At 71.9% G+C, this 22,921-nt stretch carries 14 protein-coding genes; 1 reads left to right on the top strand and 13 read right to left on the bottom strand.

Features of this window, described 5'->3' with window-relative positions:
- Positions 1-45: 45 nt before the first annotated feature.
- From ACFVFQ_RS05580 to ACFVFQ_RS05555, 6 genes are all read right to left on the bottom strand, one after another.
- Positions 46-807 (bottom strand): helix-turn-helix domain-containing protein, encoded by a 762-nt coding sequence (locus tag ACFVFQ_RS05580; protein WP_383409156.1) that lies wholly within the window; start codon positions 805-807, stop codon positions 46-48.
- 150 nt (positions 808-957) lie between these two features.
- Entirely contained in the window at positions 958-1,812 is an 855-nt protein-coding gene (locus ACFVFQ_RS05575) for a carbohydrate ABC transporter permease (protein WP_383409153.1), read from the bottom strand.
- The gene (locus ACFVFQ_RS05570; protein WP_383409150.1) at positions 1,812-2,669 is read right to left on the bottom strand and encodes a carbohydrate ABC transporter permease; all 858 of its coding nucleotides are present in this window, start codon (positions 2,667-2,669) and stop codon (positions 1,812-1,814) included. Before ACFVFQ_RS05570 ends, ACFVFQ_RS05575 begins: the two co-directional genes overlap by 1 nt.
- Positions 2,666-4,039 (bottom strand): extracellular solute-binding protein, encoded by a 1,374-nt coding sequence (locus ACFVFQ_RS05565; protein ID WP_383409147.1) that lies wholly within the window; start codon positions 4,037-4,039, stop codon positions 2,666-2,668. Before ACFVFQ_RS05565 ends, ACFVFQ_RS05570 begins: the two co-directional genes overlap by 4 nt.
- Before the next feature lie 106 nt (positions 4,040-4,145).
- Positions 4,146-4,850, bottom strand: coding sequence for a response regulator (locus ACFVFQ_RS05560; protein WP_383409146.1), 705 nt, complete (start codon positions 4,848-4,850; stop codon positions 4,146-4,148).
- Entirely contained in the window at positions 4,847-6,514 is a 1,668-nt protein-coding gene (locus ACFVFQ_RS05555; RefSeq protein ID WP_383409143.1) for an ATP-binding protein, read from the bottom strand. Before ACFVFQ_RS05555 ends, ACFVFQ_RS05560 begins: the two co-directional genes overlap by 4 nt.
- Positions 6,515-6,667: 153 nt before the next feature.
- Here ACFVFQ_RS05555 and ACFVFQ_RS05550 point away from each other — a divergent pair, with 153 nt between their 5' ends.
- Positions 6,668-8,068, top strand: a complete 1,401-nt coding sequence (locus tag ACFVFQ_RS05550) for a cation:dicarboxylate symporter family transporter (protein ID WP_383409141.1) — start codon at positions 6,668-6,670, stop codon at positions 8,066-8,068.
- A 120-nt stretch (positions 8,069-8,188) separates the two neighbouring features.
- On the opposite strand, the gene glgB is transcribed toward ACFVFQ_RS05550, so the two are convergent.
- The 7 genes from glgB to ACFVFQ_RS05515 all read right to left on the bottom strand — a co-directional run bounded on the left by glgB (position 8,189) and on the right by ACFVFQ_RS05515 (position 22,857).
- The gene (gene glgB, locus ACFVFQ_RS05545; protein ID WP_383409138.1) at positions 8,189-10,513 is read right to left on the bottom strand and encodes a 1,4-alpha-glucan branching enzyme; all 2,325 of its coding nucleotides are present in this window, start codon (positions 10,511-10,513) and stop codon (positions 8,189-8,191) included.
- Between the two features lie 76 nt (positions 10,514-10,589).
- Positions 10,590-12,044, bottom strand: a complete 1,455-nt coding sequence (locus ACFVFQ_RS05540) for a phosphotransferase (RefSeq protein ID WP_383409135.1) — start codon at positions 12,042-12,044, stop codon at positions 10,590-10,592.
- A gap of 336 nt (positions 12,045-12,380) precedes the next feature.
- Positions 12,381-14,108 carry a maltose alpha-D-glucosyltransferase gene (treS, locus tag ACFVFQ_RS05535; RefSeq protein WP_383409132.1) on the bottom strand — a complete coding sequence of 576 codons (1,728 nt, stop codon included), beginning with the start codon at positions 14,106-14,108 and terminating at the stop codon, positions 12,381-12,383.
- Positions 14,105-16,108 carry a maltotransferase domain-containing protein gene (locus ACFVFQ_RS05530; RefSeq protein WP_383409129.1) on the bottom strand — a complete coding sequence of 668 codons (2,004 nt, stop codon included), beginning with the start codon at positions 16,106-16,108 and terminating at the stop codon, positions 14,105-14,107. Before ACFVFQ_RS05530 ends, treS begins: the two co-directional genes overlap by 4 nt.
- 626 nt (positions 16,109-16,734) lie before the next feature.
- Positions 16,735-18,366 (bottom strand): M4 family metallopeptidase, encoded by a 1,632-nt coding sequence (locus tag ACFVFQ_RS05525; RefSeq protein WP_383409126.1) that lies wholly within the window; start codon positions 18,364-18,366, stop codon positions 16,735-16,737.
- Positions 18,367-18,662: 296 nt separating this feature from the next.
- Positions 18,663-20,705, bottom strand: coding sequence for a M4 family metallopeptidase (locus ACFVFQ_RS05520; RefSeq protein ID WP_383409123.1), 2,043 nt, complete (start codon positions 20,703-20,705; stop codon positions 18,663-18,665).
- Between the two features lie 814 nt (positions 20,706-21,519).
- Positions 21,520-22,857 carry a hemopexin repeat-containing protein gene (locus ACFVFQ_RS05515; protein ID WP_383409120.1) on the bottom strand — a complete coding sequence of 446 codons (1,338 nt, stop codon included), beginning with the start codon at positions 22,855-22,857 and terminating at the stop codon, positions 21,520-21,522.
- Positions 22,858-22,921: the final 64 nt, after the last annotated feature.

Raw genomic sequence — 22,921 nt, 5'->3', positions numbered from 1 at the left:
ACCTCTGGACGGACGGCGGTCCACCCGCAGACTGACGCGCGCCCCTTAGGACAACGCCCCGGCCCCGGCCCCGTCCTCGTCGCGCGGCGCGGGTGGCAGGGTGTCGGCCCCGCCGACCCGTCGCCAGAACTCCGCCAGTATCCCGTCGAGGAAGTCCCGGCCCGCCCTGCCCGCCTCGTCCGGGGCCCGGCCGCCGGTCCAGCTCAGCGAGGCGGTCATCGTCGCGTGGTACTCCTCGTGCAGTTCCTGGAGGGCCGTTGCCAGTCGCTCCTTGGGCAACGGTGCCAGCCTGCCGACCGGTCGGACGTAGCCCTGCCAGCGGGTGGTGGCGGCGCTGGTCAACAGCTCGACCAGGCGGTCCTCCTGGTCGGTGAAGCGGATCAGCGCGGGCAGTGGCAGCGCCAACGCCTCGGCCAGCGCCGCCGCCTGCCGGTCGGTGCCCCGCCACCGCCCGCCGGCCTCCAGGTGCTCGTACCCGGCCACGTCCATGCCGATCCGGTGCGCCAGATCGGCAGGGGCGAGGCCGAGCGCCAGCCGGTACTCGCGGAGGGTCTCGGGGGCGCCGAGCAGTTCGGCGGGGGCGCACCACAGGGCGCCGGCCAGCGCGGCCAACTCCGCCTCGGTGGGGGAGCTCTCGCCCAATTCCCAGGACGCCACCGCCGCCGGTTCCAGGCGTTTTCCGTAGGCGGCCCAGATTCCGTAGGCGACGTGGGCGTGGGTCATGCCGAGGGCCTCCCGCAGCCGGCGGGCGGCGGCGGCATTGAAAGGGGGCCTGCGGGCTTCCTCGTCGTCCGTGCTCACCGGCACACGGTAGGTGAGGGCGATGCCGCGGACCTATCGTGCGGATATCCAAGGTTGGCGGTTGGGGGAACGTACGAGAGGCGCCCGACCGCGGGCCGGATTTCGCGACCAGATCCGCGCGGTGTCCTCGCCGACCAGGGAGTCTACGGGGGACGATCACCCCTTCACGGCGCCGCCCAGGGCGAATCCGCCGCCCAACCGCCGGGAAATAAGGATGTACAGCAGGAGCACCGGTGTCGAGTACAGGATCGAGAATGCGGCGAGTTCGCCGAAGGCGATGGCGCCGTAATTCCCGAAGAAAGTGAAAATGCTGACCGACGCCGGGAGTTGCTCCGGGGAGAGCAGCAGCATGAACGGGACGAAGAAATTCCCCCACATCATGATGAAGGTATAGACCGCGACCACGCCGACGCCCGGGGCCATGAGCGGCAGCACGATCCGCAACAGCCCCTGCGGCCGGGAGGCGCCGTCGGTCCACGCCGCCTCCTCCAGCACGGCGGGCACCCCGTCCATGAAGTTCCTCATGAGCCAGATCGCGAACGGCAGTTGGGCGGCGGCCAGGAAGAGCGCCGTCCCATAGCGGGTGTCGATCAGGTTCACCCGGACGAACAGCGCGTAGACCGGGACCATCACCGCGGTCACCGGCAGACAGGCGGAGAAGAGCACGGTGAGCAGGTACGGGCGGGCGAAGCGGGACCGGAAGCGGGACAGTGGGTAGGCGGCCAGCGCCGCGCAGGCAACCGTGAGCAGCGTGGCCCCGCCGCAGATCAGCAGGCTGTTGAGCATCGGCGTGAAGGTGATCTCGTCGGTGAGCACCGCCGAGAAGTTGTGCAGCGTGGGGGAGGCGGGCAGGTGTACCCGCAGCGTCGCCCGCTCGTCCAGCGACGCCAGCACCAGCCACGCCAGCGGCACCGCGAACGCCACCGCGACGACCAACAGCGCGGCGTCGGCCGCCAGGCGCCGCCGAACCGCCGCGCGCACCGGCGCCCACCGCCGTCGTCCGGCCCGCATCAGACCTCCTCCCGCAGCAGCCGCAGATACACCGCCGAGAACAGCGCGCCCACCACGAGCAACAGCAGTGCCACCGCCGTGCCGTAGCCGATCAGCGACTTCACGAACGCCTGGTCGTACATGAACACCGGGAGGGTCTGGCTGCGGTTGCCGGGGCCGCCCCGGGTGAGCGCCCAGATCAGCCCGAACACCGACAGCGTCTGGAGGGTGTTGAGCATCAGATTGGTGCCGACCGAGCGGCGGATCATCGGCAGGGTGATGTGCCACAGTCGGCGCAGCCCGCGGGCGCCGTCCACCTCCGCCGACTCGGCGACCTCCTGCGGGATGCCGTCCAGCGCCGCCGAGTACACCAGCATCGAGAACGCGGTGCCGCGCCAGACGTTGGCGAACGACACCGCCAGGATGGGCAGGGTGAACAGCCAGTCCTGGGCGGGCAGATGGAGCCAGGCGAGCAGGGCGTTGAGGGTGCCGCGGCGCTCGAAGAAGGTGTAGAGCAGGAAGCCGGCGACGATCTCCGGGAGCACCCAGGCGGTGATCACCACCGTGCCGGTCACCGCCCGCACCGGCCGCGAGGCGCGCCGCAGCAGCCCGGCCAGCGCCAGCCCCAGGGTGTTCTGCCCGAGCACCGCCGAGATCAGGGTGAACACCACGGTCAGCACGACGGCGTTGCGGAACTCCGGATCGCCCACCGCGCGGCGGAAGTTGGCCAGCCCGACGAACGACGCCGCGCCCTGGCCGGTGAGTTGGGTGTCGGTGAAGGCGAGGTAGCCGCAGTAGCCGACCGGGCCGGCCAGGAAGAGCAGCAGCAGCGCGGTGGCCGGGGCCAGCGGCGACCAGCGCACCAGGCGCCGCCTCACGGCTTGTTGACGACCGCGCCGCCCACCAGGGAGCGCACCGTCTGGTCGTAGCGGGCCCCGGCCTGCGCCGGGGTGGCGTCGCCGGCGGTGACGGACTCGGTCGCCTCCCCGATCGCCGCGGCGACCTGCGGGTACTCCGGCAGCGCCGGCCGGTACCGGCTCACCTCGACCAGCTTGGTGAAGAAGCCGATGCCCGGCACCGCCGTGCGGTACCGCGGCTCGGCCGCCACGTCCCGGCGGACGGCGATCTGGGCGCCGCGCACGCACCACTCCAGCGCATTGGCCCGCGACTGGAGGGTGGCGATCACCTTCCAGCCCAGCTCGGGGTGTTGCGCCCTGGACGGCACCGACCAGGCCCAGCCGCCGGCCAGGCTGACCCGGCCGGGCGGGGCGCCGGAGCGGGTGGGGAACGGCGCCTGGCCGAGCGTGCGGGACCACTGTGGCCAGGGGTTGCCGCCGCCGGTGCGCTGCCACTGCTGGCCGAGCCAGGAGCCGTCGAGGTCGATCGCCAGCTTCTGTTGCGGCAGCAGCTCGGCGGCCACGTTGGTCTGGATGTTGGGGCTGAGCGCGTCGGAGACGTCCGGGCCCAACTTCTCCTTGTAGACCGTGTCGAGGAAGCGGAGGCTGTCGGTGAAGCCGCGGGAGCCGACCACCCACTTCTTCGCGCCGGGGTCGTAGAGCGGGTTCGGCCCGGTGCCGTAGAGCAGCATCTCGAAGCCCTGCATCACGGCGGCCTCGCCCGCGCCCTTGCCGGTGAAGACGTTCAGCGGGATCACCCCGGGCACCTTCCGCTTGATGGTGCGGGCGGCGTCCAGCACCTCGTCCCAGGTGCGGGGGTGCCAGTCGGCGGGCAGGTGGGCCCTGGCGAAGACGTTCCGGTTGAACCACAGCCCGCGGGTGTCGGTGCCGTCCGGGACGCCGTAGGTTCGCCCGTCCTGCCCGCGGGCCGCGGCCCGCGCGGTGGGCACGAACTGCCGCCAGTCGGCCCAGGAGTTGAGGTGTTCGTCCAGCGGCCGCAGCAGCCCGGCCCTGATGTCGGAGCTGATCAGGAAGGTGTCCTCGTAGACCACGTCGGGCGCGGTCTTCGGGGAGCGCATCATCTGCTGGATCTTGGTGTAGTAGTCGTTCTCCGATGCCTGGACCGGGATCAGCCTGACCTTCTTGCCGGGGTTGGCCCGCTCGAACTGCCGCGCCACCAGGGCGAGATAGTCGTCCCGGACCCTCACCCGGCTGTTGGTGTCCTTGATGAAGGCGACCTTGACGGTGTTCGGGTCGCCGCCGGTGGCGCCGCAGCCGGTGAGCGTGCCGGCGGCCAACGCGGCGGCCGCGAACAGGAGCGGGACCTTTCCGGGCGGAGCGGTGGAGCGCACGGCACGACCTCCAACGAACCGCGGCCGACCCCTCGCGGACCGGCCGCGCACGGTCAACTACCCACGGCCTACTGCCTGCTGAAAGTAAGCCACCGGTCACACCGGGTCAATGGCCCGACCAGCGGTAGCGCAACTCCGGGCGGCCGACGTGCCCGTACTGCGGCGCCCGGGCGGCCCGGCCGGCCTCCACCAGGTGCTCCAGATAGCGCCGGGCGGTGATCCGGGAGATCCCCACGTCGGCGGCGGCCTCGGTGGCGGTCAGCCCGTCGGCGGCGGCCCGCAGCACGTCCGTCACCGCCCGCAGGGTGGCCGCGGTCAACCCCTTGGGCAGCGCGGCCGGGCGGGGCGCGCGGAGCGCCGCCAGCGCCCGGTCCACCTCGTCCTGCCCGCTGGCCTCCCCGGTGGTGGCGCGGAACTCGGCGTAGCGCAGCAGCCGGTCCCGCAGGGTGGCGAAGGTGAACGGTTTCAGCACGTACTGGACGACGCCCAGCGAGACGCCCTCGCGGACCATCGCCAGATCGCGGGCCGAGGTCACCGCGATGATGTCCGCGCCGTGCCCGGCGGCGCGCAGCGTCCGCACCAGCGTCAGCCCGTGCCCGTCCGGCAGGAACAGGTCCAGCAACAGCAGGTCGACCGGGTGGTGTTCGAGGTGGCGGCGGGCCTCGGTGCCCGAGTGCACGGTGCCGGACACCGCGAAGCCCGGCACCCGCCCCACGTACAGGGCGTGCGCCGCCGCCGCGACCGGATCGTCCTCGACGACCAGGACGCGGACCGCCTCGTCGCCCGCCGCGCCGGGCCCCCGGCCGCTCACCGGTCCGCGCCCTGAGTCGCCCGCAGCGGCAGCTGCACGGTGAACCGCGCGCCGCCCTCCGGCCCCCGATCCAGCCGGACCGTGCCGCCGTGCCGGTGCACCGCCTGCCGGACCAGCGCCAGCCCCAACCCGCGGCCGCCGCCGGCAGGCTTCTTGAGGTTGCCGTCCTTGGTGCTCCAGCCGCGCCGGAAGACCTCCTCGGTGGCGTCCGCGGCGACCCCGGGGCCGTTGTCCACGACGCACAGCAGCAGCTCGCCGGCGTCGGCCCGGGCGGTGACCCGCACCTGGGGCGGCGGGCCGTCCCCCTGCGGCGGGGCGGCGGCGTCCAGGGCGTTGTCGACGAGGTTGCCGAGCACCGTCACCAGGTCGCGGGCGGGCAGGTCCGGCGGCAGCACCCCGTCGTCGATCCGGCTGTCCGGCGTCAACACCAGCTCCACACCGCGCTCGTTGGCCTGCGCGGCCTTGCCCAGCAGCAGCGCGGCCAGCACCGGTTCGGCGACCGCGCCCACCACCCGGTCGGTCAGCGCCTGCGCCAACTCCAGCTCGGCGGTGGCGAATTCCACCGCCTCCTCGGCCCGGCCCAGTTCGATCAGCGACACCACGGTGTGCAGCCGGTTGGCCGCCTCGTGCGCCTGCGACCGCAGCGCCTCGGCGAAGCCCCGCACGGAGTCCAACTCACCGGACAGCGCCTGGAGTTCGGTGTGGTCGCGCAGGGTGACGACGCTGCCGCGCCGCTGCCCGCCGGAGACCGGCGCGGAGTTGACGACCAGCACCCGTTCGCCGGTCAGGTGTAGCTCGTCGACGCGCGGGCCGGCCGCCCGCAGCGCCTCGGTCAGTGCTGCCGGCAGCCCCAGCTCGGCGACCGGTCGGCCCACCGCGTCCCCGGTCAGCCCGAGCAGCTCCCGTCCGCCGTCGTTGATCAGCGCCACCTGGTCGTCGCCGTCCACCATCAACAGTCCCTCGCGGACGGCGTGCAGCGCTGCCTCGTGGTAGTCGTACATCCGGGACAGCTCGGCGGTGTTCATGCCGTGGGTGTGCCGGCGCAGCCGGGCGTTGATCACGTAGGTGCCGGCGCCGCCCAGGGCCAGCGCCGCCGCGGCCACCCCGACCAGCGCGAGGACCTGGTCTCGCAGTTGCTCGCCGATGGTGGCGATGGTGATCCCGGAGCTGACCAGCGCGGTGATCCGGCCGCCCCGTTCGGGGTCGCGGACCGGGGCGACCACCCGCACGGACGGGCCGAGCACCCCCTGGTGGGTCTCCGGGAAGACCTCGCCGCGCAGAGCGGGCCCGATGTGACCGAGGTACTTCCCGCCGATCACGGACGGATCCGGGTGCGTCCAGCGCGTCCCGTCCGGCGCCATCACCACGACGAAGTCCACCCCGGCGTCCCGGCGCAGCCGCTCGCTGTACGGCTGGAGCGCGGCGGTCGGGTCCTTGGTGCGGGCCGCCGCCACCACGGCCGGGGAGTCGGCGACGGCGGTGGACGCCGCGGTCGCCTGCCGCCGCGCGGTCTCCTCCGCCTGCCGGCCGGCACTGACGTAGGCGAAGACGACGCAGCCCAGGACCACCGCCGCCACCAGGACCACCTGCATGGCGAAGAGTTGCCCGGCGAGGCTGCGCGGGCCGCGCAGCCGCCGCGGCCGGCGGGGACGGGGCGGGTTCATGCGGAACAGTCTGCCGGGTCACTTTTACGTGAACGAAATGTACGCAAGGGTGACGGCCGCCACACCGCCGTGCATAGTCGCCGGGACTCGTTCCGCGCCGCGAGCCGCAGTAGCGGCGCGGGACCGTGCCCCCGTCAGAAAGGCAGGCCAGCCGTGGCCGCACAGACCCCGTCGTCCCGGGGCGCCGCCGAGGACGCCCCACCGGCCAAGCGGGACCGGACCCACTTCCTGTACCTCGCCGTGATCGGCGCGGTGCTGCTCGGCATCGTCGTGGGCCTGGCAGCGCCCGGCTTCGCGGTGCAGCTCAAGCCGGTCGGCACCGGGTTCGTCAACCTCATCAAGATGATGATCTCGCCCGTCATCTTCTGCACGATCGTGCTGGGCATCGGCTCGGTCCGGAAGGCGGCCAAGGTCGGTGCGGTCGGCGGCCTGGCCCTCGGCTACTTCATGGTGATGTCCACCGTCGCGCTCGCCATCGGCCTGCTCGTCGGCAACCTCCTCGACCCCGGCTCCGGCCTGCACCTGACCGACGCGCTCCGGCACGCCGGCCAGGCCCAGACCGCCGGAGCCCACCAGACCACCACCGACTTCCTGCTCGGCATCATCCCGACCTCCCTGGTCTCCGCCCTCACCCAGGGCGAGGTGCTCCAGACCCTGCTGGTGGCGCTGCTGGTCGGCTTCGGGCTCCAGGCGCTCGGCCCCGCCGGGGCGCCGGTGCTGCGCGGCATCGGCCACGTCCAGAAGCTGGTCTTCCGGGTGCTGTCGATGATCATGTGGGCGGCGCCGGTGGGGGCGTTCGGCGCGATGGCCGCGGTGGTCGGTGCCACCGGCGTGGCCGCGCTGAAGTCGCTGGCCGTCATCATGGTCGGCTTCTACCTGACCTGCCTGCTCTTCGTCGTCGTGGTGCTGGGCACGCTGCTGAGGCTGGTCGCCGGGGTGAACGTGCTCGCGCTGCTGAAGTACCTCGGCCGGGAGTTCCTGCTGATCCTGTCGACCTCCTCCTCGGAGTCGGCGCTGCCCCGGCTGATCGCGAAGATGGAGCACCTGGGCGTCAGCCGCCCGGTCGTCGGCATCACCGTGCCGACCGGCTACAGCTTCAACCTCGACGGCACCGCCATCTACCTGACCATGGCCGCGCTGTTCGTCGCCGAGGCGATGGACAAGCCGCTCTCCCTCGGCCAGCAGGTCTCCCTCCTGGTCTTCATGATCATCGCGTCCAAGGGGGCGGCCGGGGTCACCGGCGCGGGCCTGGCGACGCTGGCCGGCGGCCTCCAGTCGCACCGGCCCGAACTCGTCGACGGCGTCGGCCTGATCGTCGGCATCGACCGCTTCATGAGCGAGGCCCGGGCGATGACCAACTTCGCCGGCAACGCGGTGGCCACCGTCTTGATCGGCACCTGGACCAAGGAGATCGACAAGGAGCGGGTCACCGAAGTGCTCGCCGGCCGGCTGCCGTTCGACGAGCGGACGCTGACCGCCGACGACCACGGCGCGCCGGCCGACGACGCCCCCGCCGCCCCGGCCGACGCCACCAAGGCGTCCGCCGCGGTCTGACCCGTCGCCCGGCCCGCGCGCCGGGTGGCGCCCTCGGGGGCGCAGGAGGGGAGAGGGGGCGGGCGCCGCGCGCGCCCGCCCCTTCCGCGCACCACCGGGCGGTCGCCCGGCGGGCCCGTCTTACGCCGGCGCCAACCAGAGCGTCGCCAGCGGCGGCAGCACCACCTGGATCGAGGTGCGGCGGCCGTGCCAGGCCACCGGCTCGGTCTTCACCGGCTCGGGGTTGGCGACGCCGCTGCCGCCGTAGCGCGGGTCGTCGGTGTTGAGGACCTCCCGCCAGACGGGCACGTCACCGGGGACCCCCAGCCGGTAGCCGTGCCGGACCACGGGCGAGAAGTTGCTGACCGCGATCAACGGGCGCCCGTCCTCGGCGAACCGCAGGAAGGCGAAGACGTTGTCCTCGCTCGCGTCCGCGTCGATCCAGCTGAAGCCCGCCGGGTCGGTGTCCCGTTCCCACAGCGCGGGGGTGGCACCGTAGCGGCGGTTCAGCTCGCGGACGAGGTCGCGCACGCCCCGGTGGTCCGGCTCCGCCTCGTAGGACGGGTCCAGCAGCCACCAGTCCGGGCCGTGCCGCTCGGCCCACTCCGCGCCCTGGGCGAACTCCTGCCCCATGAAGAGCAGTTGCTTGCCCGGGTGGGCCCACATGAAGCCCAGGTACGCCCGGTGGTTGGCGCGCTGGCGCCACCAGTCGCCGGGCATCTTCGACACCAGCGCCCGCTTGCCGTGCACCACCTCGTCGTGCGAGATCGGCAGCACGTAGTTCTCGGAGTAGGCGTAGATCATCGAGAAGGTCATCTCGCCGTGGTGGTACTTGCGGTGCACCGGCTCCTTCTCGACGTAGCCGAGCGAGTCGTGCATCCACCCCATGTTCCACTTCAGTCCGAAGCCCAACCCGCCGAAGCCGCCGGGGCCGATGTGGTGGGTGGCGCGGGTGACGCCGTCCCAGGCGGTGGACTCCTCGGCGATGGTGACGACGCCGGGGCAGCGACGGTATACCGTCGCGTTCATCTCCTGGAGGAACGCGACCGCGTCGAGGTTCTCCCGCCCGCCGTGCGCGTTCGGCGTCCAACCGCCCTCCTCACGCGAGTAGTCGAGGTAGAGCATCGAGGCGACCGCGTCCACCCGCAGCCCGTCGATGTGGAACTCCTCGCACCAGTACACCGCGTTGGCGACGAGGAAGTTGCGCACCTCGGTGCGGCCGTAGTCGAACTCCAGCGTCCCCCAGTCCGGGTGGGCGGCCCGGTTCGGGTCCCCGGGCTCGTACAGCGGCCGCCCGTCGAACTCGGCCAACGCCCAGTCGTCCCGCGGGAAGTGCGCCGGCACCCAGTCCATCAGGACGCCGATCCCGGCCCGGTGCAGCGCGTCCACCAGGAACTTGAAGTCGTCCGGGGTGCCCATCCGGGCCGTCGGCGCGTAGAAGCCGGTCACCTGATAGCCCCAGGAGCCGCCGAAGGGGTGCTCGGCGACCGGCATGAACTCGACGTGGGTGAAGCCCAGGTCCTTGACGTAGCCGGGCAGTTGCGCGGCCAGTTGGCGATAGGTCAGTCCGGGGCGCCAGGAGGGCAGGTGCACCTCGTAGACGGAGAACGGCGCGGTGTGCACCGGCCGTTCGCCGCGTCGCGCCAGCCACGCCTCGTCCCGCCAGGCGTAGTGCGAGTCGTGCACCACCGAGGCGGTGGCCGGCGGGCACTCGGTGCGCCGGGCCATCGGGTCGGCCCGCACCGTCTTCGTCCCGTCCGGCCGGGTGATCTCGAACTTGTAGAGCTCGCCCTCGCCGATGCCGGGCAGGAACAGCTCCCACACCCCGGACGAGCCCAGCGACCGCATCGGGAATCCGGTGCCGTCCCAGTAGTTGAAGTTCCCCACCACCCGCACACCTTGGGCGTTGGGCGCCCACACGGTGAAGCGGGTGCCGGTGGCCCCCTGGTGCGTCATCACCCGCGCGCCGAGCGCCCGCCACAGCTCCTCGTGTCGGCCCTCGCGGAACAGGTGCAGGTCCAACTCGCCGAGCGCGGGCAGGAAGCGGTACGGGTCCCGCACGGTCAGCGCGGTGTCGCCGTAGTCCACCCGCAGCCGGTAGTCGGGGATCTCGCGCAGCGGCAGCACCCCCGCGAACAGCCCGTCGCCCTCGGAGCGCAGCGGCACCCGCAGCCCCGGCGCCATGACCGTGACGGACTCGGCGTGCGGCCGCAGGGCGCGCAGCAGCACTCCGCCGGGCACCGGATGGGCGCCGAGCAGGGCGTGCGGGTCGTGGTGCGCCCCGGCGAGCAGCCGCCCGCGGTCCTCGGCGGACAGCGGCTCGGCGCGGCGCACCCCGGAGCCACCGGCCGGCTTCGCACCGGACGCAGGGGCTGGCGCGGGCGTGGGTGTGCTGACGCGGGACGGCGGCGACGCGGGCGAGGCGCCGTCCGGAGCGGATGGGGGAGGGGACGGGCGGGCAGTCACGAGCGGGGCCTCCTCGGGCGGGGATCGGTCGGTCGGTGCGGTCGACGGGCGGCGTACGGGGCGGGCGGGCGCGGCTTCAGCCGGCCCCCTGGTCACCGGGGGCCGCCAGCCGCCGGATCGCCGCCATCGGCACCGCCAGCCACTCCGGCCGGTGCCGGGCCTCGTACAGCACCTCGTAGACGGCCTTGTCGGTCTCGTAGGCCCGCATCAACTCGGGCGCCGAGCGCGGGTCCAGGCCGCCGGCCTCGGCGTAGCCCAGGCAGTACGCGGCGCGGGTGCGCCGGGCCCAGTCCAGCGCCCACGGGTCGCCGCCGGCCGGCCCGCTGCGGGCCGCGTAGTCGAACGAGCGGAGCATCGCGGCGACATCGCGGACGGCCGGCTGCGGGCGACGGCGCTCGGCCAGCGGCCGGGCCGGTTCGCCCTCGAAGTCGATCAGCGCCCAGCGGCCGCCCTCGGCGGTGCGCAGCGTCTGCCCCAGGTGCAGATCGCCGTGGATGCGCTGGGCGGCCCAACTGCGGCCGTCGTGCCCCATCGCGGCGAGCGCGTCGAACGCGGCCCGCAGCGGCGCCCGGTAGGGCTGGAGCACCGGCACCGCGCGGGCGGTGGCCTCCAGCCGCTCGTTCATCTGGGCGGCGATCGCGTCCAACTGCGGGCGGCGCAGCTCGGTGGTCGGCAGGGCCTGGGCGAGCGCGGTGTGCACCTCGGCGGTGGCGTGGCCGAGCGCCCGCGCCGAGCGCGTGAAGTCGGCCCGCACCGCGAGCGCGTTGAGGGCCAGTTGCCAGCCGTCGGTGGAGCCGGCGAGGAACGGCTGGAGCACACCCAGGGTGGTCGCCTCGCCGCCCTCGGCGGGCACCGACTCGAACCACGCGGCGGGCGCCGGCACCCGGGCGCACCGGGCAGCCGCCAGCGCCCGCGGCAGCTCCAGATCCGGGTTGATCCCCGGCTCGATCCGCCGGAAGACCTTCAGGATGAACGTATCGCCATAGACGAGCGAGGAGTTGGACTGCTCCACGGCGATCGGTCGGGCGGTCAGTCCGGAGGGGATGTCCACGTCCGGTTCGCGGCAGAAGCGCAGTGCCCCGATCCGGCCGGGCACCCGCAGTCGCTCCAGCAGCAGCCCGCACAGCCGGTTGTCCAGCAGCGCGTCGTAGACAGTGCGGCCGCGTAGCGGGCCGCCGGCCGGGCGGCCGAGTACCGCGGGCGCCAGGTGTGGTGGCGGCGCGGGGTGGGTGCCCAGCAGCAGTTGGTAGCAGTCGCCGCCGGCCGGGGTGCGGCTGGGCGGGGCGCTCTGCTGGGCGCGGACCAGCAGGTGGAGCAGGCCGGGCGCGCCGCCCTCGCCGGTGCCCGGCAGCAGTTCGGTCGCCGAGACCAGGGCGAAGCCGGTGAGCAGCCGGCCCTTGCCGGCGAACCACCGCTGTCGCGGCACCCATTCGGCCAGCAGCGGCGCCAGTGAGGAGAGCAGATCGGGTGCGGCGACCGGCGAGCGGTCGGGGGCGTGGCGGGTGGCGCGGGTCGAGGCGGTGTCCGACATGGCGTCGCGTCCTTTCCCCGGGCACACGACAGACAGGGCAAAGTGTCCCGGAATGCGGCCTTTACGGTGCGGTGGTGTGGGACGTGTCGGGCGAGATCGTCCTTACGCGCGCGGTCCCGGCGTCTCTCGGCGTTCGCTTCGCCGCCCGATGGCGTCCCCGAGCTCCGACGAGCAGCGGCCCCGCAGTGCGGGCCGAGGGGCCGACCTAGGCCCACCCGGCCCATACGGTGCCGGGAGGGCGCCCGGGCGAAGGGTCGAAAAACGCCCGTACGCGCTGCTCGCTCGCGTACGGGCGCCGGTCTTCACGGGGCCCGTGCCCGGTGGGGGCACGGGTGACTAGCCGGCGTGGTGCCCGCTCTTGCGGAGCCGGAACCAGTAGAAGCCGTGGCCCGCCAGCGTCAGCAGGTACGGCAGCTTGCCGATCGCCGGGAAGCGGACGCCGCCGATGAGTTCCACCGGGTGGCGACCGCTGAACGCCTGGAGGTCCAGCTCCGTGGGTTGGGCGAAGCGGGAGAAGTTGTTCACGCACAGCACCAGGTCGTCGTCGGTGCCGTCCTTGCCCGGGGACTCCCGGAGGTAGGCCAGCACCGCGGGGTTGGACGACGGCAGTTCGGTGTAACTGCCGAGGCCGAAGGCCGGGTTCTGCTTGCGGATCTCGATCATCCGGCGGGTCCAGTGCAGCAGCGACGAGGGCGAGCTCATGGCGGCCTCGACGTTGGTGACCTGGTAGCCGTAGACCGGGTCCATGATGGTCGGCAGGAACAGCCGGCCCGGGTCGCAGGAGGAGAAGCCGGCGTTGCGGTCCGGGGTCCACTGCATCGGGGTGCGCACCGCGTCCCGGTCGCCGAGCCAGATGTTGTCACCCATGCCGATCTCGTCGCCGTAGTAGAGGATCGGCGAACCGGGCAGCGACAGCAGCAGGGCGGTGAACAGCTCGATCTGGTTGCGGTCGTTGTCCAGCAGCGGGGCCAGCCGGCGGCGGATGCCGATGTTGGCGCGCATCCGCGGGTCCTTGGCGTACTCCGCGTACATGTAGTCGCGCTCTTCGTCGGTGACCATTTCGAGCGTCAGCTCGTCGTGGTTGCGCAGGAAGATGCCCCACTGGCAGCCGGACGGGATCGCCGGGGTCTTGGCGAGGATCTCCGAGACCGGGTAGCGGGACTCTCGGCGCACCGCCATGAAGATCCGCGGCATGACCGGGAAGTGGAAGGCCATGTGGCACTCGTCGCCGCCGACCCCGTAGTCGCCGAAGTAGTCGACGACGTCCTCGGGCCACTGGTTGGCCTCGGCCAGCAGCACGGTGTCCGGGTAGTGCGCGTCGATCTCGGCGCGGACCCGCTTCAGGAAGGCGTGCGAGGCCGGCAGGTTCTCGCAGTTGGTGCCCTCCTCGGCGTAGAGGTAGGGCACCGCGTCCAGCCGGAAGCCGTCGATGCCCAGGTCGAGCCAGAAGCGCAGGGCGGAGATCATCTCCTCCTGGACGGCCGGGTTCTCGTAGTTGAGGTCCGGCTGGTGGGAGAAGAAGCGGTGCCAGTAGTACTGCTTGCGGACCGGGTCGAAGGTCCAGTTGGAGACCTCGGTGTCGACGAAGATGATCCGGGCGTCGGCGTACTGCTTGTCGTCGTCGGCCCAGACGTAGTAGTCGCCGTACGGCCCCTCGGGATCGGTGCGGGACTCCTGGAACCACGGGTGTTGGTCGCTGGTGTGGTTCATCACCATGTCGATGATGACCCGCATGCCGCGCTGGTGGGCGGCGTCCACGAACTCCACGAAGTCGGCCAGGTCGCCGAAGTCGGGGAGCACCGCGGTGTAGTCCGCGACGTCGTACCCGCCGTCCCGTAGCGGGGACTTGAAGAACGGCGGCAGCCAGAGGCAGTCCACCCCCAACCACTGGAGGTAGTCCAGTTTGGACGTGATGCCCTTGAGGTCCCCGATGCCGTCGCCGTTGCTGTCCTGGAAGGAGCGGACCAGGACCTCGTAGAAGACCGCGCGTTTGAACCATTCCGGATCGCGGTCCTTCGCCGGGGTGTCTTCGAACGTGTCGGGAACAGGCTCATTGACGATCAATTGGGTGACCCTCCGATCGGTGAGGACGGTCGCAGCGACAGCACATGAGCGGGCGCGAGCGAGCTGCCCGGCTCCAGGCGCACATAGTTGTCCCTGCCCCAGTGGTAGGTGTCGCCGGTGAGCTCGTCGCGCACCGGGAAGGACTCGTGCCGGCCGAGGCCGAGTTCCGGCATGTCCAACGACACCGTCGCCTCGTGGGTGTGGTGCGGGTCGAGGTTGACCACCGTGAGCACCGTGTCGGCCCCGTCGCCGTCCCCGGCGCGCTTGGAGTACGCGAGGACGGCGTCGTTGTCGACGTGGTGGAAGTGCAGGTTGCGCAGCTGCTGCAGGGCGGGGTGGCGACGGCGGATGCGGTTGAGCGTGGTGATCAGCGGGGCGATGGTGCGCCCCTCGCGGGCCGCCTTCTCCCAGTCGCGGGGCCGGAGTTGGTACTTCTCCGAGTCCAGGTACTCCTCGCTGCCGGGCCGCACCGCACTCGCCTCGCACAGCTCGTAGCCCGCGTAGACGCCCCAGGTGGGGGAGAGGGTGGCGGCCAGGACGGCGCGGGACTCGAAGGCCGGGCGGCCGCCCTCCTGGAGGTGGGCGTGCAGGATGTCGGGGGTGTTCACAAAGAAGTTGGGCCGCAGGTAGGCGGCGCTCTCGCCGGTCAGTTCGGTGAGGTACTCGGTCAGTTCCTGCTTGGTGTTGCGCCAGGTGAAGTAGGTGTAGGACTGCTGGAAGCCGATCTGCGCGAGGGTGTGCAGCATCGCGGGGCGGGTGAACGCCTCGGCCAGGAAGAGCACGTCGGGGTCGGTGCGGTTGATGTCGCCGAGCACCTTCTCCCAGAACGCCACCGGCTTGGTGTGCGGGTTGTCCACCCGGAAGATCCGCACGCCCTTGGCCATCCAGAAGCGCAGCAGCCGCTCGGTCTCCCGGACCAGCCCACGGAAGTCGGCGTCGAAGGCGAGCGGATAGATGTCCTGGTACTTCTTCGGCGGGTTCTCCGCGTAGGCGATGGTGCCGTCGGCGCGGTGGTGGAACCACTGGGGGTGCAACGTGACCCAGGGGTGGTCCGGGGAGCACTGGAGGGCGAAGTCCAGCGCCACCTCCATCCGCAGGTCGCGGGCGGTGCGCACGAAGTGGTCGAAGTCCGCGAAGGTGCCCAGGTCCGGGTGGAGCGCGTCGTGGCCGCCGGCCGGCGAGCCGATGGCCCAGGGGGAGCCGACGTCCTGAGGGCCCGCGGAGAGCGCGTTGTTGGGGCCCTTGCGGTGGGTGGTGCCGATGGGGTGGATGGGCGGGAGGTAGACCACGTCGAAGCCCATCGCGGCGACCGCGGGGAGCCGTTCGGCGGCGGTGCGCAGGGTGCCGCCGACGACGCTGCCGTCGGGGGCAACCGCCGCGCCCTCGGAGCGCGGGAAGAGCTCGTACCACGAGCCGAACAGGGCTCTTCGGCGCTCGACGAGCAGCGGCATCGGGCGGGAGACGGTGAGGAGTTCGCGCAGCGGGTGGCGGTCGAGGGCCTCGGTGACCTCCGGGGCGAGCGCGGTGGCCAGCCGGGTGGCGGCCGGCAGGGTGGCGTCGCGCAGCGCGTCGACGGCGGCCAACACGTCCTGTCGGCCGTCGCTCTTGGGGACCTCGGCGGCGGCCCGTTCGTGCAGGTCGGCGCCCTCGGCGAGGACGAGTTCGGGCTCGATGCCGGCCGGGATCTTGATGCCGGCGTGCCGGCGCCAGGTGGCGATCGGGTCGGACCACGCCTCGACGGTGAAGGTCCAGCGCCCCTCGACGTCGGGGGTGACCTGGCACGCCCAGCGGTCGGTGCCCGGCACCCGCTCCCGCATGGGGGTCCACGGGCCGCAGCGGCCCGCCGGGTTGCGCAGCACCACGTTGGCGGCGACGGCGTCGTGGCCTTCTCGAAAGACTGTGGCGGAGACCTCGAAGGTCTCGCCCACCACGGCCTTCGCCGGGCGGCGGCCGCAATCGATCTGCGGGCGGATGTCCAGTACGGGGATGCGACCGATCATGGGCTCACCTGGGGATTGTGGTGCTTTGCCGGGTTTTGTCCTTTGTATCGGCTCCGTGGTGGGGGTGCGGGGTGCGGGCATGGGCGCTCCTGTCCGCTTTCACTCAGCTGGCGGACGGCGCGGCGGGCCGCATCGGGCCCCGCCGTCCGGGGGCGCGGCACGGCGTACCCGGTGAGCCTTCCCGTGCGTGGTGGCCGGGAAAGCCGGGGGAATGTGAACTACCGATTCGTAGCCGCTCACGCGGTGCGCTCCCAGGGGCCCGGGGTGTCGCCGCGGCGGGCGGCGGTGGAGCGGTGCTGACACGGTTGGGCATGCGACTCCTCAACTCGGTGTGATCACAGCGGAGTTGCGGTGTGCGGAAGTCCGTCGCCGCGCCGGGGCCCGTCGGCGCCACCACCGCAGCCTCTCGCTGCACAGGGGTCCGTACAAGAGCACCTGTGGGGCGGGAATCGGCCATATCGACGGACCCGGCAGTACGGGCCGGTGGCGACCGGTCGACGGGCGCGGGGGCGCGGCCGGAAAAAGCCGGCGTGGCCGGGGGAGCTCCCCCGGCCACGCCGGTGCGGTGCGAGGTAGTCAACGGACCGCGGTGCGCGGCCCGTTGACGCCAGTGGTGCGCGGTGTCGTTACTTGACCGCGACGCCGTTCCAGGCCGACTCGACGCCCTTGACCTCGGCGCTGTCCTTGCCGTAGAGGTCGGTGGCCGCCTTGACGGTCGCCACGCGGGCCGCCTTGTAGTCGGTGGTCGAGGTCATGTACGCGGTCAGCGCCTTGAACCAGATCTTCTCGGCCTTGTCCCTGCCGATGCCGGTGACCTTCGAGCCGTCGGCGGTCGGGCTGTCGTAGTGGTCGCCGTTGGCGTCCTTCGGGCCGCTGCCCTCGGACAGCAGGTAGAAGAAGTGGTTGGCGATGCCGGAGGAGTAGTGGACGTCCACGTTGCCGGCGTCCGCGCTCCAACTGTCCAGGGACTGGCCGTCCTTGGAGGGCTTGTCCATGTAGCGCAGCGGCTTGCCGTCACCGTTGATGTCGATCTTCTTGCCGATGAAGTAGCTGCCCGGCTCGGTCGGGTTCTTGGCGTGGAACGCGACGGAGGCGCCGAAGATGTCGGAGGTGGCCTCGTTGAGGCCGCCGGACTCGCCGCTGTACTCCAGGCCGGCGGTGGCGGACGTGACGCCGTGCGACATCTCGTGACCCGCGACGTCGAGGGCGGTCAGCGGCTTGTTGTTGCCCTGGCCGTCGCCGTAGGTCATGCAGAAGCAGCTGTCGTCCCAGAACGCGTTGACGTAGTTCTGGCCGTAGTGCACGCGGGAGGTGGCACCCTTGCCGTCGCCCTTGATGCCGCTGCGGCCGTGCACCTCCTTGTAGTAGTCCCAGGTCTCCTGGGCGCCCCAGGCGGCGTCGACGGCGGCGGTCTCGGGGTTGCTCGGCTTGCCGTCGCCCCAGGTGTCGGTCGACTTGGTGAAGAGCTTGCCGTCGCCGCTCTCGCTGCCGCTGAGGTTGAACGTCTTGTGACCGCCGCGGGTGTCGTCGGTCAGCTCGTAGCCGTCGCCGCCCTTCTTGGTGGCCAGGTCGACCTTGCCGGCGTACTCGCTGTTGCCGACGCCGGTCTCGATGCCCTGGTACTGGAAGAGCTTCTTGCCCGTGTTGGCGTCGGTGATGACGTGCAACTGGTTGGGCGTGCCGTCCTTTTGGAGGCCGCCGACCACGGTCTCGTACGCCAGCACCGGGGTGCCCTTGGCGGCCCAGACCACCTTGCGCGGGGTCTGCGCTTCGGCCTTCTTGGCGCCGATGGTCTTCGTCGCGTCCGACTGGGCGGCCAGCGCGGCGGCCTTCGGGGCGATCTTCGCCGTGGTGGAGGCGACCGTGACCTTCTTGTCGGTGGCCTTGGTGACGCTCTTGACGGCGCCGCCCTTGGCGGTGTGCACGACCAGGTCGCCGCCGAGCACCGGGAGGCCGGCGAAGGTGCGGTCGTAGCGGGTGTGCACGGTGCCGTCGGCGTCCTTCACGACGTCCTTGGCGACCAGCTTCTCCTGGGAGCCCAGGTTCAGCGCCGCGGCGGTCTGCGCGGCGGCGGCGCTCGCGGTGTGCATCAGCTCGGCGTGGTGCGAGGTGCTCAGCGCGAGCGGGGCGCCGTTCGGCGCGGCGGGGGCGGGCGAGGCGCCGGCGGTGCCGGCCGCGGTGATGCCGGCGACGAGCAGGGCCGCCGCGGCGGCCGAGGCGCCAATCACCCTGGTCTTGCGGGATATGTGGGGGGTCACGCGTGCTCCTTCAACTTTGCCAAGTGGTGGGGGTGCAAAGCGATGCGGGTGTGACATGCGTCGGGAAGACTGCCAGTTGAGCGGGTGCATGTCAGGAGCCTGTTAAGAGGTTGACCGAAAATCGTCCGTCCAGGGGCGCGCGTTGTCCGGATAACGGAGTGGGGCGCCGCCCCCTTGAGGTCCGGGAGCGGCGCCCAACGCGGCCGTGCGGTCGATCAGTTGTCGTGAACGGGTGGATGTGTCCGGTGCTGACTCGCCTTGTCACATCGCAGTGACCGGCGGGTTACCGGCCGCTGTCAGAACGTCAGTTTCCAGCCGTTGAGGGTGCCGGCGTCGCCGGCGTAGACGTCCTGGACACGCAGCTTCCAGGTGCCCTTCGCGGCCTTGGCCGAGGCGTTGACGGTGTACGTGGTCTTGACGTCGGCCGCCGAGTCCCAGGCGCTCGCGTTCTTCAGCCGGTACGCGGTGCCGTCCGGGGCCAGCAGGTCGATGACCAGGTCGCCGCGGTAGGCGTGGCTGATGTCCACGGTCACCTTCAGCCCGCTGGGGGCCTGGCCGCTGCGGCTGACCGCGATCGGCGAGGTGATGGCCGAACCGTGGTCCGGGATCGCCATCTTGGCGGTGCTCTCGAAGACGCTGTCGCCGCCGCCCGGGGTGGTGCGGGAGCCGACGTTCACCGCCGCCCAGGTGTCGGCGACCGTGTTGTACGTGGCGCTGCCCTGGCCGAAGAGGTCGGCGGCGGCCTGGAGGGTGGCGGTGCGGGCGCCGGCGTAGTCGGTGTTGGCGTTCATGTACTGGGTGAGCGCCTTGAACCAGACCTTCTCGGCGTTGGCCCGGCCGATGCCCGGCACCGGCTGGTTGTCGTAGGTCGGGCTGTCGTAGTGGACGCCGCCGATGTCCTTGGGGCCGCTGCCCTCGGACAGCAGGTAGAAGAAGTGGTTGGCGACGCCGGAGGAGTAGTGCACGTCGAGGTTGCCGACGTCGCTCGACCAGTAGTCGGCCGAGGAGCCGTCCTTGGAGGGCTTGTCCATGTAGCGCAGCGGGGTGCCGTCGCCGTTGATGTCGATCTTCTCGCCGATGAGGTAATCACCGGGATCGGCGGGGTTGTTGGCGTAGAACTCCACCGCGGTGCCGAAGATGTCGGAGGTGGCCTCGTTGAGGCCGCCGGACTCGCCGCTGTACTCCAGGCCGGCGGTGGCGGCGGTGACGCCGTGCGACATCTCGTGGCCGGCCACGTCCAGCGCGGTCAGCGGCCTGCTGTTGCCCTGGCCGTCGCCGTAGGTCATGCAGAAGCAGCCGTCGTCCCAGAACGCGTTGACGTAGCTGTTGCCGTAGTGCACGCGGGAGTAGGCGCCGACGCCGTCGCCGCGGATGCCGGTGCGGCCGTGCACGTTCTTGTAGTAGTCCCAGGTCTCCTGGGCGCCGTAGGCGGCGTCGACGGCGGCGGTCTCGGGGTTGCCCGGGGTGCCGTCGCCCCAGGTGTCGGTCGCGTTGGTGAAGAGCGAACCGGTGCCCGACGAGCCGTGGTTGAGGTTGTAGGTCTTGTGGTTGCCGCGGGCGGTGTCGGTCAGCGTGAAGTTCGGCGCCGAGCCGGAGGTGCCGAGGGTGACCTGGCCGCTGTACTCGCTCTTGCCGATGCCGTTCTCGATGCCCTGGTACTGGAAGAGCTTCTTGCCCGTGGTGGCGTCGGTGATGACGTGCAACTGGTTGGGCGTGCCGTCGTCCTGGGTCCCGCCGACCACGGTCTCGTACGCCAGCACCGGGGTGCCGTCGGCGGCCCAGACCACCTTGCGCGGGGTCTTTGCGTCGGACTTCTTCGCGCCGAGCGTCCGGGAAGCGGAGACGGCCTTGGCCTCGGCCGCGGCCGGCGTGACCTTCGGGGTGACGGAGGCGACCTTGAGGGCGGCGCGGGTGGCCCGGGTGACGCCCTTCACGGCGCCGCCCTTGGCGGTGTGCACCACGAGGTCGCCGCCGAGCACCGGCAGTCCCTGGTAGGTGCGTTCGTAGCGGGTGTGCACGGTGCCGTCGGCGTCCTGCTCGACGTCCTTGACGACCAACTTCTCCTGCGCGCCGAGCTGGAGCCGCCGGGCGGTGGCGTCGGTGGTGGCGTGCGCCGTGCGGAGCAGCTCGGCCCGTTGCGACGGGGAGAGCTTGGCGGGCAGCGCGCCGGCGGCGGGGGCCGCATGCGGGGCGGGGGTGCCCCGGTGCGGCGCGGCCGCCGCGCCGGTGCCCGCCTGGACGCCGACGGCCAGGAGGGCGGTGACCGCAACCAGCGCGCCGGTTGCCACGGCGCGCCGCTGCGGGGTGGGTCTGGTGGGGCCATGGGGGGTGCGTCTCACACTGACTCCTTCTGCGGGGCCGCGGGACGAGCGGCGGCCAAGGGGGGACCGGGCGGCGAAGGGGCCGTCCGGGCAGAGCGAGGCAGAACTCGTGGAGCGTGTGGGGGGTGGTGAAGCGGTGTGAACCTGGGTCGCGGCCGCCCGGGGCAGTGCCGTGGGGGTCCGGGGCGCGACTGCCGGGAAGAGTGCCACCACCGGCGAGTGGTTGTCAGGTGCCGTTCAACTAAATGGCCGGAAAACGTCCGTTGGGCGAAATCCGTGTCCGTAAACCGGACGGTCGGGTGGGTTGGGTGCCGAACCGGGACGGGGGCGGCGGCGCGGCAGCGCGTCGACATGGCATCGGCCCCTGCCGGTTGGCAGGGGCCGATTGGTCGGAGACGGAGCGGGGCGGCTCAGGCGGGGAACCGCCCGTCGGCGACGGTTGCGACGAAGGTCGTCCAGTCCTGCGGTGCGATGAGCAGAGTCGGGCCGTTCGTCTCCTACTCCTGGCTGGCGGCACCTCGCTGGGTTGCGACCAGCCGCTCAACCTCCTCTTCGAGGGTCGGTGACGCCGTAGCGGGACAGGGGTTTGCGCAACTCCCGCAGTTCATGACCCAGTGCGATCCGTCGTGCTGTGGGCCTGCGCTGTGCCGCCATGCGTCCGCCTTCCCGGCTCAACTACCCGTATTTCGCGGCGAGATGAGCAGCACCGGCAGGCGACGGCGCCCTGGGCCGGCCGGAGGGCCCGGCCCGGCAGGAGCATGACCGTCGGGCCGTCACATGGCCGGGCGGTAGGACGGCGGCACGGGCCAAGGGGCCGTCGGACGCGGCCGTTTCAGACGCGGGTGGGGCCGACCTGCATATGGATGTGGTTCTGGTGGGAGGCCCGGAGCGCGGGATCTCCGCCGTAGTCGGGGTAGATGACGAAGCCACTGCCGCCGAGATCCGGCATCGGCCATTTGTTGGCCGTGCCGATGCCGTTGGCCTCACACTCGAACGTGGCGAATCGGAACGCCGTCGTGAAGAGCCCGTACGCGAGCGCGTCGACCGACGGGTCGATGCGGATGTTGCTGCCGGGGCGCGGCGGCAGATCGCCCCAGTCGGTTTTGATCGATTTGTTGAACGGGGTCCCGTCGAGTGTTCCGGCGATGGCCGAAAGGTCAAGGGCGCGGCCCTGGTTGTGGCAGTCGTTGGGCGGGCCGTTGCCATGACCGATACCCAGGTGGAACAGCTCCGCCACGTCGGGACGTGAGGAGTTGATCCATCGCGTCAGTCGGTACAGGGCCATCAGCATGCGCTGGTCGACGTTGTCGAAGAAGTCGGCCGGGGGGTTGAGGGCGTTGGTGTACCGGATTCCGGCGAGGGTGGGCGGGCTGACGCTCACGTGCTGAGCGGGGGTTGGTGACACGATCCCCGTGGGGCCGTCGACGAACGCCGGGCTCTTCAGGGTGAGTTTGCCGCGCCGGATCAGATCCGCCATCAGCTTGTTGGCCTGGGGGAGGGTGAGGAGGCGGGCCGGGGCGAGCGCGCCGGAGGGCGTCGGGGCGAGACGGAACCCGGCGGACAGCGTGCCGGTGTCGTCCACCAAGTCGGCGTCCAGGTCGAAGCGTTGGTACGCGTCGCCGCGGAAGAAGTACGCGTGGCGGCCCCCGGGATAGAGCGCGGCCGTGAGGTCCTGGCTGAACACTCCCGGCCAGTTGCCGGCGATCGGGAGCGGATAGCCGGGGTCGACGCGGTCGGCGGTGATGTCATAGCGCAGATACGCGTCGCCCTTGAAGAGGTAGAGCTTGCCGGTTCCCCAGTTCACCGCGGTGTCGATGCCCTGCTGCCAGTTCGGCCCGCCGTCCGAACCATCGGGCAGCCCATGCCAGCCGACCGTCAGGGGTTGTGGCGTATTGGGTGGCGCGAACTCGGGATCGACGCGATCGGCGAACTGGTCATAGCGGACGTATGTCCCGCCTGTGAGGGCGTACGCCTTGCCGGCGCCCCACCACACGAAGGCCCCGGGCGAGCCGTCGAGTCCCGCAACGGGCCCTCCCCAATTGGGGTTCACAGGCAAGGCACCCTGTTCGAAGCTTCCGGAGACGGCGTCGTACCGGTGGTACGTGTCATCGTCGAAGAAGAGGTACACCTTGTCGTTCGGCCAGGCGATCGCCGTCGTGAGAGCCACCATCGCTCCTGCCTCCGTCCCCTCAGGGCGGCCGGTGCTCGGTGGTTGCCGGCATCTCGGCCGCCCA

It is taken from the genome of Streptomyces sp. NPDC057743, from assembly GCF_042798755.1.
Lineage (GTDB): Bacteria > Actinomycetota > Actinomycetes > Streptomycetales > Streptomycetaceae > Streptomyces.
Note: the sequence above shows the minus strand (reverse complement) of the source record. Positions and strands in the feature narration are given on the sequence as shown.

Coding starts and splice junctions, on each gene's coding strand:
- ACFVFQ_RS05555 (WP_383409143.1), bottom strand. CDS start 6,514: ATGAACCCGCCCCGTCCCCGCCGGCCGCGGCGGCTGCGCGGCCCGCGC.
- ACFVFQ_RS05515 (WP_383409120.1), bottom strand. CDS start 22,857: ATGGTGGCTCTCACGACGGCGATCGCCTGGCCGAACGACAAGGTGTAC.
- ACFVFQ_RS05540 (WP_383409135.1), bottom strand. CDS start 12,044: ATGTCGGACACCGCCTCGACCCGCGCCACCCGCCACGCCCCCGACCGC.
- ACFVFQ_RS05530 (WP_383409129.1), bottom strand. CDS start 16,108: ATGATCGGTCGCATCCCCGTACTGGACATCCGCCCGCAGATCGATTGC.
- ACFVFQ_RS05575 (WP_383409153.1), bottom strand. CDS start 1,812: ATGCGGGCCGGACGACGGCGGTGGGCGCCGGTGCGCGCGGCGGTTCGG.